We start from the raw sequence: 13,632 nt of genomic DNA, 5'->3' as shown, positions 1-13,632 counted from the left end.
TGTCATTGTGGCGTTAGCCCGGTAACGTGCCGGGCAATGCCATTGTAAGTAACCATCATGACGACACTCACGCTGAACACTTCACTGCTGAATTCTCAATCGATTTTGGTCGCCTTTAGCGGCGGGCTGGACTCAACCGTACTCCTGCATCAGCTGGTGCAGTGGCGAGCGCAGCATCCTGAGGTCGCTTTACGCGCAATCCATATTCATCACGGATTAAGCCCACATGCAGACAGTTGGGTGCAGCACTGTGAGTCAGTATGTATGCAGTGGCAGGTGCCGCTAGTGGTTGAGCGGGTACACCTTGAGGACGATGGCCTGGGCATCGAAGCTCAGGCACGACGCGCGCGCTATCAGGCATTTGCGCAGACCTTACTACCGGGCGAGGTGCTGATGACCGCCCAGCATCTCGATGACCAGTGTGAAACCTTTTTGCTGGCGCTTAAGCGCGGCAGCGGCCCTGCCGGACTTTCCGCCATGGGCGAAAACTCACCGTTCGCCGGAACCCAGCTGATTCGACCTCTGCTGGCGCAAACGCGAGAGGCGCTTGAAGCATGGGCGCGGCAGCATGAATTATGCTGGATTGAAGATGAAAGCAATCAGGATGATACCTACGATCGCAATTTCCTCAGATTGCGCGTTACCCCATTGCTCCAACAGCGCTGGCCGCACTTCGCGCAAGCCGTAGCCCGCAGCGCCGCGCTGTGTGCTGAGCAGGAGAGTTTACTGGATGAACTGCTGGCCAGCGATTTAGCCGATTGCATCACAGCCCACGGCACACTGCTACTGGTACCGTTAATGATGATGAGCGACGTGCGTCGTGCCGCGCTGCTTCGTCGCTGGCTGGCGGGGTTAAATGCGCCGATGCCTTCTCGTGATGGACTGGAACGTATCTGGCAGGAAGTGGCGCTGGCGCGGGAAGATGCCTCACCCTGTTTTCGCCTCGGGGAGTACGAGGTCCGCCGTTATCAGTCACAGCTGTGGTGGGTGAAGTCAGTCGATGGGCAAAGCGAAACCGTTATCCCATGGCTAGAGTGGAAAACACCGTTGGCGCTGCCTGCCGGATTGGGTTCGGTTCAGTTAATCTCTGCGGGTGAATTGCGCATGCCGCAAGCGGATGAAGCTGTCAGCATTCGTTTCAAAGCACCAGGGTTATTGCATATTGTCGGGCGTAAGGGTGGACGGAAATTAAAGAAAATCTGGCAGGAACAGGGGATCCCGCCCTGGCGACGAGATACCACACCGCTGCTGTTTTACGGCGAAACGTTGATTGCGGCTGCGGGTGTTTTCGTGACGCGTGAGGGAGCGGCGGAAGATGAAGAAGGCGTGAGTCTGGTTTGGCGTGGAAAGTAGGCCGGATAAGGTGCTTTGCACCGTCATCCGGCACCAAAATAATCAGGATTCGCTGACCACCACGGTACCGATTTGCGGGTGGCTGAAGCTGGCAATTTTGTCGAGACGAAGCTCCCGGGTTTCACCTGCGACATCTGCGACCAGATACTCCACGTTTTTGCGTGAAACCAGGTCGTTCGCTTTCGCCTGCAAAACTTCGCCATCTTTTAACGCCAGCGTCAGTAACAAATGGTGCTGGCAGGCGAGTTCAAGATTGTCGTAATCATCGCAGTTGATGGGTTGATACGTTTCATTCATTGACATAATCGCTCACCAGTAAGTTCGCGGCAGCATAGGCCGCTTTTTCCCTGACCGACTCAGGAAGGGCGCTGTCTGTCGCCACTTCATTAAGCACCTTCAATACGCAACCCAGCGCATCCGGGATATACCCTAAGTCTCCGCTGGCGATTTCCGCGTACCGCTTGCGTATTAACTCACAATATTTTTCCACATGCCCTCCTGTCAGCACTCTGACTTAACCGTGGATGCAAGTCTAAGCCTACGAAGATAAACTCTGTTTAGCAAGGTGACTATACCATACTCATTCAAGCAATATCAGCGCCTTGATAGATGAGCAGTTAGCAGCCTTTTGCCGCAGTTTTCGCTACAATGTGCGCCTGATTCGAAAGGAGTTCTCCCATGGCGCTTAAAGCGACAATTTATAAAGCCGTCGTCAACGTAGCGGATCTTGACCGCAACCAGTTTCTTGACGCGGCCTTGACGCTGGCGCGTCACCCCTCTGAAACCCAGGAGCGCATGATGCTGCGCCTGCTGGCCTGGATTAAATATGCCGATGAACGGCTGCAGTTCACGCGTGGCCTGAGCGCGGAAGACGAGCCTGAAGCATGGCTGCGTAACGACCATCTGGGCATCGATCTTTGGATTGAGCTGGGTCTGCCGGATGAGCGCCGTATCAAGAAAGCCTGTACCCAGTCTGGTGAGGTTGCTCTGTTTGCCTACAACAGCCGTGCGGCTCAGATCTGGTGGCAGCAAAACCAGAACAAATGTGCGCAGTTTAAAAATCTCACCGTGTGGTATCTGGATGATGAACAGCTGGCGCAACTGAGTGATTTTGCTGGTCGTACAATGGCGCTGCAGGCGACTATTCAGGACGGCGCTATTTGGCTGTCCGATTCTCAGAACAATCTGGAAATTCATCTGACCGCGTGGCAGCCGCGTTCATGATTGTTCTCTCCCGAAACGTCTCTATCCCTGATAATGAGCTGGAAATCACGGCGATTCGGGCACAAGGCGCGGGTGGTCAGCACGTTAACAAGACCTCGACGGCTATCCATTTGCGCTTTGACATTCGGGCCTCGAGCCTGCCAGAGTATTACAAGGAACGCCTGCTGGCCGCCAGCCATCATCTGATTAGCGGCGATGGCATTATTATCATTAAGGCGCAGGAATACCGTAGCCAGGAGCTCAATCGGGAAGCGGCAATCTCCCGACTGGTGGCGGTGATAAAAGAATTAACCGCGGTGCAAAAAAGCCGACAGGCAACTCGCCCTACGCGCGCCTCGAAAGAGCGCAGGTTGTCATCGAAGGCGCAAAAATCCACAGTGAAAGCACTGCGCGGGAGAGTTCGTCGAACGCAAGACTGACGAGCGGGAATAAAAATTAATAAGGAATTGATAGTGAAAACAGCAATATTGTCCGTGGTCGCTGCATGCACGCTTTTTTCCTTGATTGGCTGTAATAATCGTACTGAAGTTGAAGTACTACAGCCGACGCGGGCGGCAGAATTAAAACCGATGCAGCAAAGCTGGCGTGGCATCTTACCTTGCGCGGACTGCGAAGGGATTGAAACCTCTCTGTTTCTGGAAAAAGACGGCACATGGGTGATGAACGAACGCTATCAGGGCGTGCGGGATGAACCGTCTTCGTTTGCCTCTTATGGCACATGGGCGCGTACAGCCGACAAACTGGTGCTGACCGACAGCAAAGGTGAAAAGTCGTACTACCGGGCTAAAGGCGAGGCGCTGGAAATGCTCGATCGTGAAGGTAACCCGATTGAGTCACAGTTTAACTACACGCTCCAGCCGGTTTCCGCCAGCTTACCGGTGACGCCAATGCCGATGCGAGGCATGTATTTCTATATGGCTGACGCGGCAATCTTTACCGACTGCGCAACGGGTAAACGGATGCCGGTGGCGAATAACGCTCAGCTTGAACGCGACTATTTAGCCGCTCGTGCGGAAAACGGACAGTCCGTACTGCTGACGCTTGAGGCGCATTTCACGCTGGAGTCAAACCCGGATACGGGTGAGAAAGTGAAAACGTTGATGGCGGATAAAGACGCGAAATTTATCCCTGGTAAAGCGTGTAATTAATCGATAGAAAAAAGGCCCTGATAATCAGGGCCTTTTTGTTGGTATTAGCCTTTAATGGCTTTGACCAGGAAGTCGACGATGTCGCCGGTTTTAATCAGCTCTTTCTCGCCGTTACGACGGTATTTGTATTCGATATCGTCGTTGTCGAGGTTACGGTCGCCCAGCACGATGGTGTGCGGAATACCGATCAGTTCCATATCGGCAAACATCACGCCCGGACGTTCTTTACGATCGTCCATCAGCACTTCAATACCCTGCGCGCGCAGCTCAGCGTACAGCTTCTCAGCCAGCTCCTGCACACGGTAGGATTTGTGCATGTTCATCGGCAGAATGGCGACCTGGAACGGGGCAATGGCATCTGGCCATACGATGCCACGATCGTCAAAGTTTTGTTCAATAGCAGCAGCGACTACGCGAGTGACCCCGATACCGTAGCAGCCCATAGTCAGCGTCTGGTTACGGCCATCTTCGCCCTGGACGGCGGCTTTCATCGCTTCAGAGTACTTGGTACCCAACTGGAAGATATGGCCGACTTCGATACCGCGTTTGATCATCAGTGTACCTTTGCCGTCCGGGCTAGGGTCGCCGGCGACCACGTTACGGATGTCAGCAACTTCCGGGGTGCCCACGTCGCGATCCCAGTTGATACCGAAATAGTGTTTACCGTCGATGTTGGCACCGGCAGCGAAATCGCTCATTACTGCAACGGTACGGTCGATAACCACCGGAATTGGCATATTCACCGGACCGAGCGAGCCAGGACCTGCTTTTACCAGCGCACGAATTTCTTCTTCGGTGGCAAAGGTCAGCGGGCTGGCAACCTGCGGCAGTTTTTCCGCTTTGACTTCGTTCAGCTCGTGATCGCCACGAACCAGCAGGGCGACCAGCGGGTAGCTGCTGCCTTCAACCGCTTTCACCAGCAGGGTTTTCACGGTTTTTTCGATAGGCAAGTTGAACTGCTCAACCAGTTCGGCGATGGTTTTAGCGTTCGGCGTATCTACCAGCGTCATTTCCTGGGTTGCTGCCGCGCGCGGCTCCTTCGGCGCAACGGCTTCGGCAAATTCGATGTTCGCCGCATAGTCGGAAGAGTCGGAGAAGATCACATCGTCTTCGCCGCTCTGCGCCAGCACCTGGAATTCGTGAGAGGCGCTGCCGCCGATAGAACCGGTATCCGCTTGTACTGCACGGAAATCCAGCCCCATACGGCTGAAGATTTTGCTATACGCAGCGTACATCGCGTCGTAGGTTTCCTGCAGGGATTCCTGAGAGGTGTGGAAAGAGTATGCATCTTTCATCAGGAATTCGCGGGAGCGCATCACGCCGAAGCGTGGACGGACTTCGTCACGGAATTTGGTCTGAATCTGATAGAAGTTCAGCGGCAGCTGTTTGTAAGAGCTCAGCTCGTTACGGATCAGGTCGGTGATCACTTCTTCATGCGTTGGGCCGAGGACGAACGAACGATCGCCACGGTCAGCAATACGCAGCAGTTCCGGGCCGTATTGTTCCCAACGGCCGCTCTCTTCCCACAGTTCAGAAGGCTGAACGACCGGCATCAACACCTCGATCGCACCGGCGTTGTTCATCTCTTCACGCACGATGTTTTCGACTTTTTTCAGGACGCGCACGCCGGTCGGCAGCCAGGTATATAACCCGGAGGCCAGCTTGCGGATCATCCCGGCGCGCAGCATCAGCTGGTGGCTGATGACTTCGGCGTCGGCAGGTGTCTCCTTCAGAGTGGAGAGCAGATATTGGCTAGTACGCATGTTGTTACGGTTCCAGTTGAACGATCGAACAGGCTCAAAACGAGCCTGGCACAAAACAAAAGTGGTTTAGTTTACCAGCGAGAAAGGGATGTCAAAAGAGTACGCGACGCAAATTAGCGGGCTTCCAGAGCAAAGACCTCAAATCCTGACGGCGTGACGCGCCAGCGGACGTTAAAGTCCAGTAGCCAGACGGCGTAGGTTTTGCCTTCTTCCTCATTTTTACGGTAGGCAGGACGCGGATCCTGCGCCAGCACTTCGGCAATAAACTGACGAAGATGCGGGTAACGTTGTTCGAGCTTCGGTAGCTGCTCCGCGAGATCTTCACTGAACGTCACGTCTACGCTGGCCTGGGGGGCATCCTGAGCATAGCTGGCGCGAGCATCGGGTAACGATTCGGCAAACGGCAGATACGGTTTTATATCTACAACTGGCGTGCCATCAACGAGATCCAGCCCACCTAGTTCGAGGATCACATGCTCTTTATGGCAGCGGATGCCCCGTAGCTCGACCAACGACATGCCAACAGGGTTAGGACGAAACGTTGAACGCGTGGCAAAGACACCCATTCTGGCGTTGCCGCCAAGGCGGGGAGGGCGCACGGTCGGACGCCATCCACCTTCCATTGTCTGGTGAAAAACAAAAATCACCCACAAATGACTGAAGGCTTCCAGGCCGCGAACGGCATCGGCCTGGTTATAAGGTGCGAGCAAATGCAGTTCACCGCTGGCGCTTTTCACCAGACCGGGCTGGCGTGGAACGGCGAACTTTTCTTTATAAGGTGAGCGGATAACGCCTATTTGCTCGAACTGAAAATGGCTCATTTCGCCGAAATGTTCAGTGCAGAACCGATGCAAACCGCCTGACGATAGCAACCCGGCGTTCCGCTGGTCACTTCGCAACTGTGCAGCAATACCGCATTAGCTTTCATTTTTGATGCGTTAATCTGCATGCGTTTGCGTGCGGTTGGAATGCTCGGAGGGGAATCCTGGTTTGAAGCCTGGCAGGATTCACCGCTAACTTCGCCAAGATCGCGGAACGGTTTGCCTACTAAATCTTCAGCGTTAGTAATGATTCTTACCGGCGTAGCGCGCGGTGCTTTCGGTTTTTCCGGCTCCGCTTTCGGCGGGGTTGCGGTGCTTTGAACGGGTTCAACAGGGGATCTGCTTAACATAGAACAGCCGCTCAGCAAGAGTGCTACTAAACAGATCGGTAAAGCACGCATAATATTTCCTCAATGAATGATCTAAACGTCAGATATTGAATCAGGTGCTTGCATAAATGACAAGACGGGCAAGCGCCCGTCCTGATGATATTACAGATTCTGTAAACAGCCTAAAATTACCAGCCCTTAACAGCACCGCCGTTGAAGACTTTGTTTGCTGCTTCGTACACTTCGTCAGACTGGTATGCTTCAACGAATTTCTTCACGTTCTCAGCATCTTTATTGTCTTCACGAGTTACAATCAGGTTTACGTACGGGGAATCTTTATCTTCAACAAAGATACCGTCTTTTGCCGGAGTCAGGCCGATCTGGCTGGCGTAGGTGGTGTTGATGACCGCCAGTGCGATTTGTGCATCGTCCAGGGAACGCGGCAGCTGCGGTGCTTCCAGTTCAACCAGCTTCAGGTTTTTCGGGTTTTCAATCACGTCCAGCGCGGTTGGCAGCAGGCCAACACCGTCTTTCAGTTTGATTAAGCCCACTTTTTGCAGCAGCAGCAAGGAACGGCCAAGGTTAGTCGGGTCGTTTGGAATCGCGACCTGGGAACCGTCCTGCAGCTCATCCAGTGATTTGATTTTTTTGGAGTAGCCCGCAATCGGGTAAACAAAAGTATTGCCTACAGCAACCAGCTTGTAACCACGATCTTTGATCTGCTGGTCCAGGTATGGTTTGTGCTGGAAGGCGTTAGCATCGATATCGCCTTTGCTCAGCGCTTCGTTAGGCAGAACGTAATCGTTAAACGTGACCAGCTCAACGTCCAGACCGTATTTTTCTTTTGCCACTTTCTGCGCGACTTCTGCAACCTGCTGCTCTGCGCCAACAATAACGCCCACTTTGATGTGATTAGGATCTTTTTCATCCTGACCGCAACCCACAAGTGCCAGAGAACCGATCAGGGCTCCAACTGCCGCAAAGGTTTTGAATTTGAACGCCATGCTTATTTCCTTTTCTTAATGAGTTTTTAGTGTTGTGTGCAACGTTATTTGTGCGTGACAGCCCGGACGATGCGATCGCCGGATAACTGAATTAAATAAACCAGAACGACGAGCAATACCAGTACTGTATTCATTACGGTAGCGTTGTAACCAATATAGCCGTACTGATAGCCAATCTGTCCAAGACCACCGGCACCGACGGCACCGCCCATCGCGGAGTAACCAACCAGCGTGATAAGGGTGATGGTGGCCGCATTGACCAGTCCTGGCAGCGCTTCTGGCAGTAATACCTTACGTACAATTTGCAGCGGTGTGGCGCCCATCGCACGAGAGGCTTCTATCAGCCCGGTCGGGATTTCGAGCAGCGCGTTTTCCACCATACGGGCGATAAACGGCGCGGCACCGACGGTCAGCGGAACGATAGCTGCCTGCAGTCCGATAGAGGTGCCTACGATCATGCGGGTGAATGGAATCATCCACACCAGTAAGATGATGAACGGGATGGAACGGAAAATGTTCACCAGCGCAGAGAGCGTACGGTAGAGCTTCGCGTTCTCAATAATTTGCCCCGGACGCGTTACGTACAGCAACACGCCGACCGGCAGACCAATCACAAAGCCAAAAAAACCGGACACAAAGGTCATTGCCAGCGTTTCCCATACGCCGCGAACCAGCAGCCACATCATCGGCTCAGACATAACCCAGTACCTCTACTTTTACATGGTGTTCCTGCAACCAGCTAATGGCTGCTTGTGTATCTTCCTGTGTGCCGTGCATTTCAGTCAGCATGATGCCGAACTTCACACCGCCGGCGTAATCCATCTGCGCGCTAATAATGTTGTTATTCACATTAAACCGACGGGCCGTCTCAGAAAGTAGCGGTGCATCGACCGAATGGCCGGTGAATTCCATACGCAGCATCGGCACGCTGTCGGCTTCCGGCTCCGCTTTCAAACGTTCCAGATAATCTTCCGGAATATCCAGGTGCAGCGTGGACTGGATAAATTTCTGTGCCAGCGGCGTTTTCGGGTGTGAGAACACTTCACTAACGGTGTCTTGCTCAATCAGTTCACCATTACTGATGACCGCCACGCAGTCACAAATACGTTTTACAACGTCCATCTCGTGAGTAATCAGCAGAATGGTGAGTCCCAGACGACGATTAATATCTTTCAATAATTCCAGAATCGAGCGTGTCGTTGCCGGATCGAGTGCGCTGGTGGCTTCATCGCACAGCAACACTTTGGGATTACTTGCCAGCGCACGGGCGATCGCCACACGCTGTTTTTGTCCACCGGAAAGGTTGGCCGGGTAGCTATCGTGCTTGTCTCCAAGACCAACCAAATCCAACAGTTCTGTTACGCGGCGTTTGATCTCTTCTTTTGGCGTGTTATCCAGTTCCAGCGGTAGTGCGACGTTACCGAACACCGTACGGGAAGAGAGCAGGTTAAAGTGCTGAAAAATCATGCCGATTTGACGGCGAGCTTTAGTCAACTCCGACTCAGAAAGCGTGGTCAGCTCCTGACCGCCAACCTGAACGCTGCCTTCGGTAGGGCGTTCGAGTAGGTTAACGCAGCGGATGAGCGTACTTTTACCGGCACCGGAGGCGCCAATAACGCCATAAATCTGCCCGGCAGGAACATGCAGGCTGACATTATTTAGCGCCTGAATGGTGCGAGTCCCCTGCTGGAACACTTTGGTGATATTCGAAAGTTTAATCATTGGTTATTTATTATCGTAATTAAGTTAGCCGTGGCATTTTCGTCTGTCAGGTACGGTCGAAGCCGTCAACAAGATGGATGTTAAGGCATCCAGACGTCTAAATCAATCGGGCTTTGCACGATGAGCACTTTCTTGCCCGCTGAAACATGCGATACTAGAGTCACATGCCTTATTCAGGAGCTATAAAAGGTGGCAAAGTCTGTACCCGCAATTTTTCTCGACCGTGACGGTACCATTAATGTGGACCACGGTTATGTACATGAGATCGACGAGTTTGAGTTTATCGACGGCGTTATTGATGCCATGCGTGAACTTAAAAAGATGGGTTACGCGCTTATTATCGTGACGAACCAGTCTGGTATCGCGCGTGGTAAATTTACTGAGGCGCAGTTTGAAACGTTGACCGAATGGATGGACTGGTCGCTGGCCGATCGCGACGTTGAGCTGGATGGTATCTACTACTGCCCGCATCACCCGCAGGGTACTGTAGAAGAGTATCGTCAGGTCTGCGACTGCCGTAAACCGCATCCTGGCATGTTTATCTCCGCCCGAGACTTCTTGCACATCGATATGGCCGCTTCTTATATGGTTGGCGACAAAATTGAAGATATGCAGGCGGCGGCAGCTGCGAATGTTGGCACGAAGGTATTGGTGCGCACAGGCAAACCCGTCACACCGGAAGCAGAAAATGCGGCAGATTTGGTCATAAATAGTTTGGCAGACCTGCCAATGGCGATCAAAAAGCAGCAAAAGTAAGCGTTGTGGATAAAAGGTGAGCGGTTGAAACAAAAATGCATTTTTCCGCTTGTCTTCCTGAGTCGACTCCCTATAATGCGCCTCCATCGACACGGCGGATGTGAATCACTTCACACAAACAGCCGGTTCGGTTGAAGAGAAAAACCTGAAAATGAGGGTTGACTCTGAAAGAGGAAAGCGTAATATACGCCACCTCGCGACAGAGCGCTAAAGCGCGTCGCAACTGCTCTTTAACAATTTATCAGACAATCTGTGTGGGCACTCGAAGATACGGATTCTTAACGTCGCAAGACGAAAAAATGAATACCAAGTCTCAACGAGTGAACACGTAATTCATTACGAAGTTTAATTCATTGAGCATCAAACTTTTAAATTGAAGAGTTTGATCATGGCTCAGATTGAACGCTGGCGGCAGGCCTAACACATGCAAGTCGAACGGTAGCACAGAGGAGCTTGCTCCTTGGGTGACGAGTGGCGGACGGGTGAGTAATGTCTGGGAAACTGCCCGATGGAGGGGGATAACTACTGGAAACGGTAGCTAATACCGCATAACGTCGCAAGACCAAAGAGGGGGACCTTCGGGCCTCTTGCCATCGGATGTGCCCAGATGGGATTAGCTAGTAGGTGGGGTAACGGCTCACCTAGGCGACGATCCCTAGCTGGTCTGAGAGGATGACCAGCCACACTGGAACTGAGACACGGTCCAGACTCCTACGGGAGGCAGCAGTGGGGAATATTGCACAATGGGCGCAAGCCTGATGCAGCCATGCCGCGTGTATGAAGAAGGCCTTCGGGTTGTAAAGTACTTTCAGCGAGGAGGAAGGTGTTGTGGTTAATAACCGCAGCAATTGACGTTACTCGCAGAAGAAGCACCGGCTAACTCCGTGCCAGCAGCCGCGGTAATACGGAGGGTGCAAGCGTTAATCGGAATTACTGGGCGTAAAGCGCACGCAGGCGGTCTGTCAAGTCGGATGTGAAATCCCCGGGCTCAACCTGGGAACTGCATCCGAAACTGGCAGGCTAGAGTCTTGTAGAGGGGGGTAGAATTCCAGGTGTAGCGGTGAAATGCGTAGAGATCTGGAGGAATACCGGTGGCGAAGGCGGCCCCCTGGACAAAGACTGACGCTCAGGTGCGAAAGCGTGGGGAGCAAACAGGATTAGATACCCTGGTAGTCCACGCCGTAAACGATGTCGACTTGGAGGTTGTGCCCTTGAGGCGTGGCTTCCGGAGCTAACGCGTTAAGTCGACCGCCTGGGGAGTACGGCCGCAAGGTTAAAACTCAAATGAATTGACGGGGGCCCGCACAAGCGGTGGAGCATGTGGTTTAATTCGATGCAACGCGAAGAACCTTACCTACTCTTGACATCCAGAGAACTTAGCAGAGATGCTTTGGTGCCTTCGGGAACTCTGAGACAGGTGCTGCATGGCTGTCGTCAGCTCGTGTTGTGAAATGTTGGGTTAAGTCCCGCAACGAGCGCAACCCTTATCCTTTGTTGCCAGCGGTTCGGCCGGGAACTCAAAGGAGACTGCCAGTGATAAACTGGAGGAAGGTGGGGATGACGTCAAGTCATCATGGCCCTTACGAGTAGGGCTACACACGTGCTACAATGGCATATACAAAGAGAAGCGACCTCGCGAGAGCAAGCGGACCTCATAAAGTATGTCGTAGTCCGGATTGGAGTCTGCAACTCGACTCCATGAAGTCGGAATCGCTAGTAATCGTGGATCAGAATGCCACGGTGAATACGTTCCCGGGCCTTGTACACACCGCCCGTCACACCATGGGAGTGGGTTGCAAAAGAAGTAGGTAGCTTAACCTTCGGGAGGGCGCTTACCACTTTGTGATTCATGACTGGGGTGAAGTCGTAACAAGGTAACCGTAGGGGAACCTGCGGTTGGATCACCTCCTTACCTTAAAGAACCTGCCTTTGTAGTGCTCACACAGATTGTCTGATGAAAAGTAAATAGCAAGGCGTCTTGCGATTGAGACTTCAGTGTCCCCTTCGTCTAGAGGCCCAGGACACCGCCCTTTCACGGCGGTAACAGGGGTTCGAATCCCCTAGGGGACGCCACTTGCTGGTATGTGTGAGTGAAAGTCGCCGACCGAAGTATCTCAAAACTGACTTACGAGTCACGTTTGAGATATTTGCTCTTTAAAAATCTGGATCAAGCTGAAAATTGAAACGACACACTGTTTCATTTCTCCGTAATAAGAAATGAAAAATGGTGTGTTCGAGTCTCTCAAATTTTTGCAAGTCGATGATGAATCGAAAGAAACATCTTCGGGTTGTGAGGTTAAGCGACTAAGCGTACACGGTGGATGCCCTGGCAGTCAGAGGCGATGAAGGACGTGCTAATCTGCGATAAGCGTCGGTAAGGTGATATGAACCGTTATAACCGGCGATTTCCGAATGGGGAAACCCAGTGTGTTTCGACACACTATCATTACGTGAATACATAGCGTAATGAAGCGAACCGGGGGAACTGAAACATCTAAGTACCCCGAGGAAAAGAAATCAACCGAGATTCCCCCAGTAGCGGCGAGCGAACGGGGAGCAGCCCAGAGTCTGAATCAGCATGTGTGTTAGTGGAAGCGTCTGGAAAGTCGCACGATACAGGGTGAAAGTCCCGTACACAAAAGTGCATGTGTTGTGAACTCGAAGAGTAGGGCGGGACACGTGGTATCCTGTCTGAATATGGGGGGACCATCCTCCAAGGCTAAATACTCCTGACTGACCGATAGTGAACCAGTACCGTGAGGGAAAGGCGAAAAGAACCCCGGCGAGGGGAGTGAAAAAGAACCTGAAACCGTGTACGTACAAGCAGTGGGAGCATCCTTCGGGGTGTGACTGCGTACCTTTTGTATAATGGGTCAGCGACTTATATTCTGTAGCAAGGTTAACCGAATAGGGGAGCCGAAGGGAAACCGAGTCTTAACTGGGCGTTAAGTTGCAGGGTATAGACCCGAAACCCGGTGATCTAGCCATGGGCAGGTTGAAGGTTGGGTAACACTAACTGGAGGACCGAACCGACTAATGTTGAAAAATTAGCGGATGACTTGTGGCTGGGGGTGAAAGGCCAATCAAACCGGGAGATAGCTGGTTCTCCCCGAAAGCTATTTAGGTAGCGCCTCGTGAATTCATCTTCGGGGGTAGAGCACTGTTTCGGCTAGGGGGTCATCCCGACTTACCAACCCGATGCAAACTGCGAATACCGAAGAATGTTATCACGGGAGACACACGGCGGGTGCTAACGTCCGTCGTGAAGAGGGAAACAACCCAGACCGCCAGCTAAGGTCCCAAAGTCATGGTTAAGTGGGAAACGATGTGGGAAGGCACAGACAGCCAGGATGTTGGCTTAGAAGCAGCCATCATTTAAAGAAAGCGTAATAGCTCACTGGTCGAGTCGGCCTGCGCGGAAGATGTAACGGGGCTAAACCATGCACCGAAGCTGCGGCAGCGACACTATGTGTTGTTGGGTAGGGGAGCGTTCTGTAAGCCGTTGAAGGTGT

General features: G+C 52.6%; 13 protein-coding genes, 1 tRNA gene, 1 rRNA gene and 1 other annotated feature (1 of these 16 running past the window's edge). Of the genes, 7 read left to right on the top strand and 8 right to left on the bottom strand.

Annotation, left to right across the window (positions count from 1 at the left end):
• Positions 1–57: 57 nt before the first annotated feature.
• Positions 58–1,353, top strand: coding sequence for a tRNA lysidine(34) synthetase TilS (gene tilS, locus SK38_RS13180; protein WP_048236097.1), 1,296 nt, complete (start codon positions 58–60; stop codon positions 1,351–1,353).
• Positions 1,354–1,395: 42 nt separating this feature from the next.
• On the opposite strand, the gene rof is transcribed toward tilS, so the two are convergent.
• A complete protein-coding gene (rof, locus tag SK38_RS13175; protein WP_003018503.1) occupies positions 1,396–1,656 on the bottom strand; it encodes a Rho-binding antiterminator in 261 nt (86 codons plus the stop codon).
• Positions 1,643–1,843 (bottom strand): YaeP family protein, encoded by a 201-nt coding sequence (locus tag SK38_RS13170; protein ID WP_048214883.1) that lies wholly within the window; start codon positions 1,841–1,843, stop codon positions 1,643–1,645. Before SK38_RS13170 ends, rof begins: the two co-directional genes overlap by 14 nt.
• A 188-nt stretch (positions 1,844–2,031) precedes the next feature.
• On the opposite strand from SK38_RS13170, the gene SK38_RS13165 reads away from it, so the two are divergent.
• From SK38_RS13165 to nlpE, 3 genes are read left to right on the top strand one after another with little or no spacing between them, the layout of a single operon-like run.
• Positions 2,032–2,577 (top strand): YaeQ family protein, encoded by a 546-nt coding sequence (locus SK38_RS13165; RefSeq protein WP_003018497.1) that lies wholly within the window; start codon positions 2,032–2,034, stop codon positions 2,575–2,577.
• Positions 2,574–2,996, top strand: a complete 423-nt coding sequence (gene arfB, locus SK38_RS13160; protein ID WP_032942412.1) for an alternative ribosome rescue aminoacyl-tRNA hydrolase ArfB — start codon at positions 2,574–2,576, stop codon at positions 2,994–2,996. The genes SK38_RS13165 and arfB overlap by 4 nt, the downstream gene beginning before the upstream one ends.
• Before the next feature lie 30 nt (positions 2,997–3,026).
• Positions 3,027–3,725, top strand: coding sequence for an envelope stress response activation lipoprotein NlpE (gene nlpE, locus SK38_RS13155; protein ID WP_085951559.1), 699 nt, complete (start codon positions 3,027–3,029; stop codon positions 3,723–3,725).
• A 44-nt stretch (positions 3,726–3,769) separates the two neighbouring features.
• Here nlpE and proS read toward each other — a convergent pair whose 3' ends face one another.
• The 6 genes from proS to metN all read right to left on the bottom strand — a co-directional run bounded on the left by proS (position 3,770) and on the right by metN (position 9,364).
• Positions 3,770–5,488 carry a proline--tRNA ligase gene (gene proS, locus SK38_RS13150; protein ID WP_048236096.1) on the bottom strand — a complete coding sequence of 573 codons (1,719 nt, stop codon included), beginning with the start codon at positions 5,486–5,488 and terminating at the stop codon, positions 3,770–3,772.
• Between the two features lie 113 nt (positions 5,489–5,601).
• On the bottom strand, positions 5,602–6,309 hold the full coding sequence (tsaA, locus tag SK38_RS13145) for a tRNA (N6-threonylcarbamoyladenosine(37)-N6)-methyltransferase TrmO (RefSeq protein ID WP_003829147.1): 708 nt from the start codon (positions 6,307–6,309) through the stop codon (positions 5,602–5,604).
• Positions 6,306–6,710: an Rcs stress response system protein RcsF gene (gene rcsF, locus SK38_RS13140; RefSeq protein ID WP_003018477.1), complete on the bottom strand. Its 405-nt coding sequence runs from the start codon at positions 6,708–6,710 to the stop codon at positions 6,306–6,308. The genes tsaA and rcsF overlap by 4 nt, the downstream gene beginning before the upstream one ends.
• 116 nt (positions 6,711–6,826) lie before the next feature.
• Positions 6,827–7,642 carry a methionine ABC transporter substrate-binding lipoprotein MetQ gene (gene metQ, locus SK38_RS13135; protein WP_003829145.1) on the bottom strand — a complete coding sequence of 272 codons (816 nt, stop codon included), beginning with the start codon at positions 7,640–7,642 and terminating at the stop codon, positions 6,827–6,829.
• A 44-nt stretch (positions 7,643–7,686) separates the two neighbouring features.
• Positions 7,687–8,340 (bottom strand): methionine ABC transporter permease MetI, encoded by a 654-nt coding sequence (locus tag SK38_RS13130; protein ID WP_003018471.1) that lies wholly within the window; start codon positions 8,338–8,340, stop codon positions 7,687–7,689.
• The gene (metN, locus tag SK38_RS13125) at positions 8,333–9,364 is read right to left on the bottom strand and encodes a methionine ABC transporter ATP-binding protein MetN (RefSeq protein WP_003829140.1); all 1,032 of its coding nucleotides are present in this window, start codon (positions 9,362–9,364) and stop codon (positions 8,333–8,335) included. The genes SK38_RS13130 and metN overlap by 8 nt, the downstream gene beginning before the upstream one ends.
• Positions 9,365–9,553: 189 nt before the next feature.
• Here metN and gmhB point away from each other — a divergent pair, with 189 nt between their 5' ends.
• The 3 genes from gmhB to SK38_RS13110 all read left to right on the top strand — a co-directional run bounded on the left by gmhB (position 9,554) and on the right by SK38_RS13110 (position 12,193).
• The gene (gmhB, locus tag SK38_RS13120) at positions 9,554–10,120 is read left to right on the top strand and encodes a D-glycero-beta-D-manno-heptose 1,7-bisphosphate 7-phosphatase (RefSeq protein WP_003829138.1); all 567 of its coding nucleotides are present in this window, start codon (positions 9,554–9,556) and stop codon (positions 10,118–10,120) included.
• Between the two features lie 370 nt (positions 10,121–10,490).
• A 16S ribosomal RNA gene (locus SK38_RS13115) occupies positions 10,491–12,032 on the top strand.
• Between the two features lie 85 nt (positions 12,033–12,117).
• Positions 12,118–12,193, top strand: a tRNA-Glu gene (locus SK38_RS13110).
• A 221-nt stretch (positions 12,194–12,414) separates the two neighbouring features.
• Positions 12,415–13,632: a sequence feature (mutual gap in cmsearch alignment for this rRNA model is longer than 100), on the top strand (it continues 2,659 nt past the right edge of the window).

Origin of the sequence: Citrobacter sp. MGH110 (assembly GCF_001037515.1) — a bacterium.
GTDB classification, from domain to species: domain Bacteria; phylum Pseudomonadota; class Gammaproteobacteria; order Enterobacterales; family Enterobacteriaceae; genus Citrobacter; species Citrobacter portucalensis.
Note: the sequence above shows the minus strand (reverse complement) of the source record. Positions and strands in the feature narration are given on the sequence as shown.

Coding starts and splice junctions, on each gene's coding strand:
- tilS (WP_048236097.1), top strand. CDS start 58: ATGACGACACTCACGCTGAACACTTCACTGCTGAATTCTCAATCGATT.
- rof (WP_003018503.1), bottom strand. CDS start 1,656: ATGTCAATGAATGAAACGTATCAACCCATCAACTGCGATGATTACGAC.
- SK38_RS13165 (WP_003018497.1), top strand. CDS start 2,032: ATGGCGCTTAAAGCGACAATTTATAAAGCCGTCGTCAACGTAGCGGAT.
- arfB (WP_032942412.1), top strand. CDS start 2,574: ATGATTGTTCTCTCCCGAAACGTCTCTATCCCTGATAATGAGCTGGAA.
- proS (WP_048236096.1), bottom strand. CDS start 5,488: ATGCGTACTAGCCAATATCTGCTCTCCACTCTGAAGGAGACACCTGCC.
- tsaA (WP_003829147.1), bottom strand. CDS start 6,309: ATGAGCCATTTTCAGTTCGAGCAAATAGGCGTTATCCGCTCACCTTAT.
- rcsF (WP_003018477.1), bottom strand. CDS start 6,710: ATGCGTGCTTTACCGATCTGTTTAGTAGCACTCTTGCTGAGCGGCTGT.
- metQ (WP_003829145.1), bottom strand. CDS start 7,642: ATGGCGTTCAAATTCAAAACCTTTGCGGCAGTTGGAGCCCTGATCGGT.
- SK38_RS13130 (WP_003018471.1), bottom strand. CDS start 8,340: ATGTCTGAGCCGATGATGTGGCTGCTGGTTCGCGGCGTATGGGAAACG.
- metN (WP_003829140.1), bottom strand. CDS start 9,364: ATGATTAAACTTTCGAATATCACCAAAGTGTTCCAGCAGGGGACTCGC.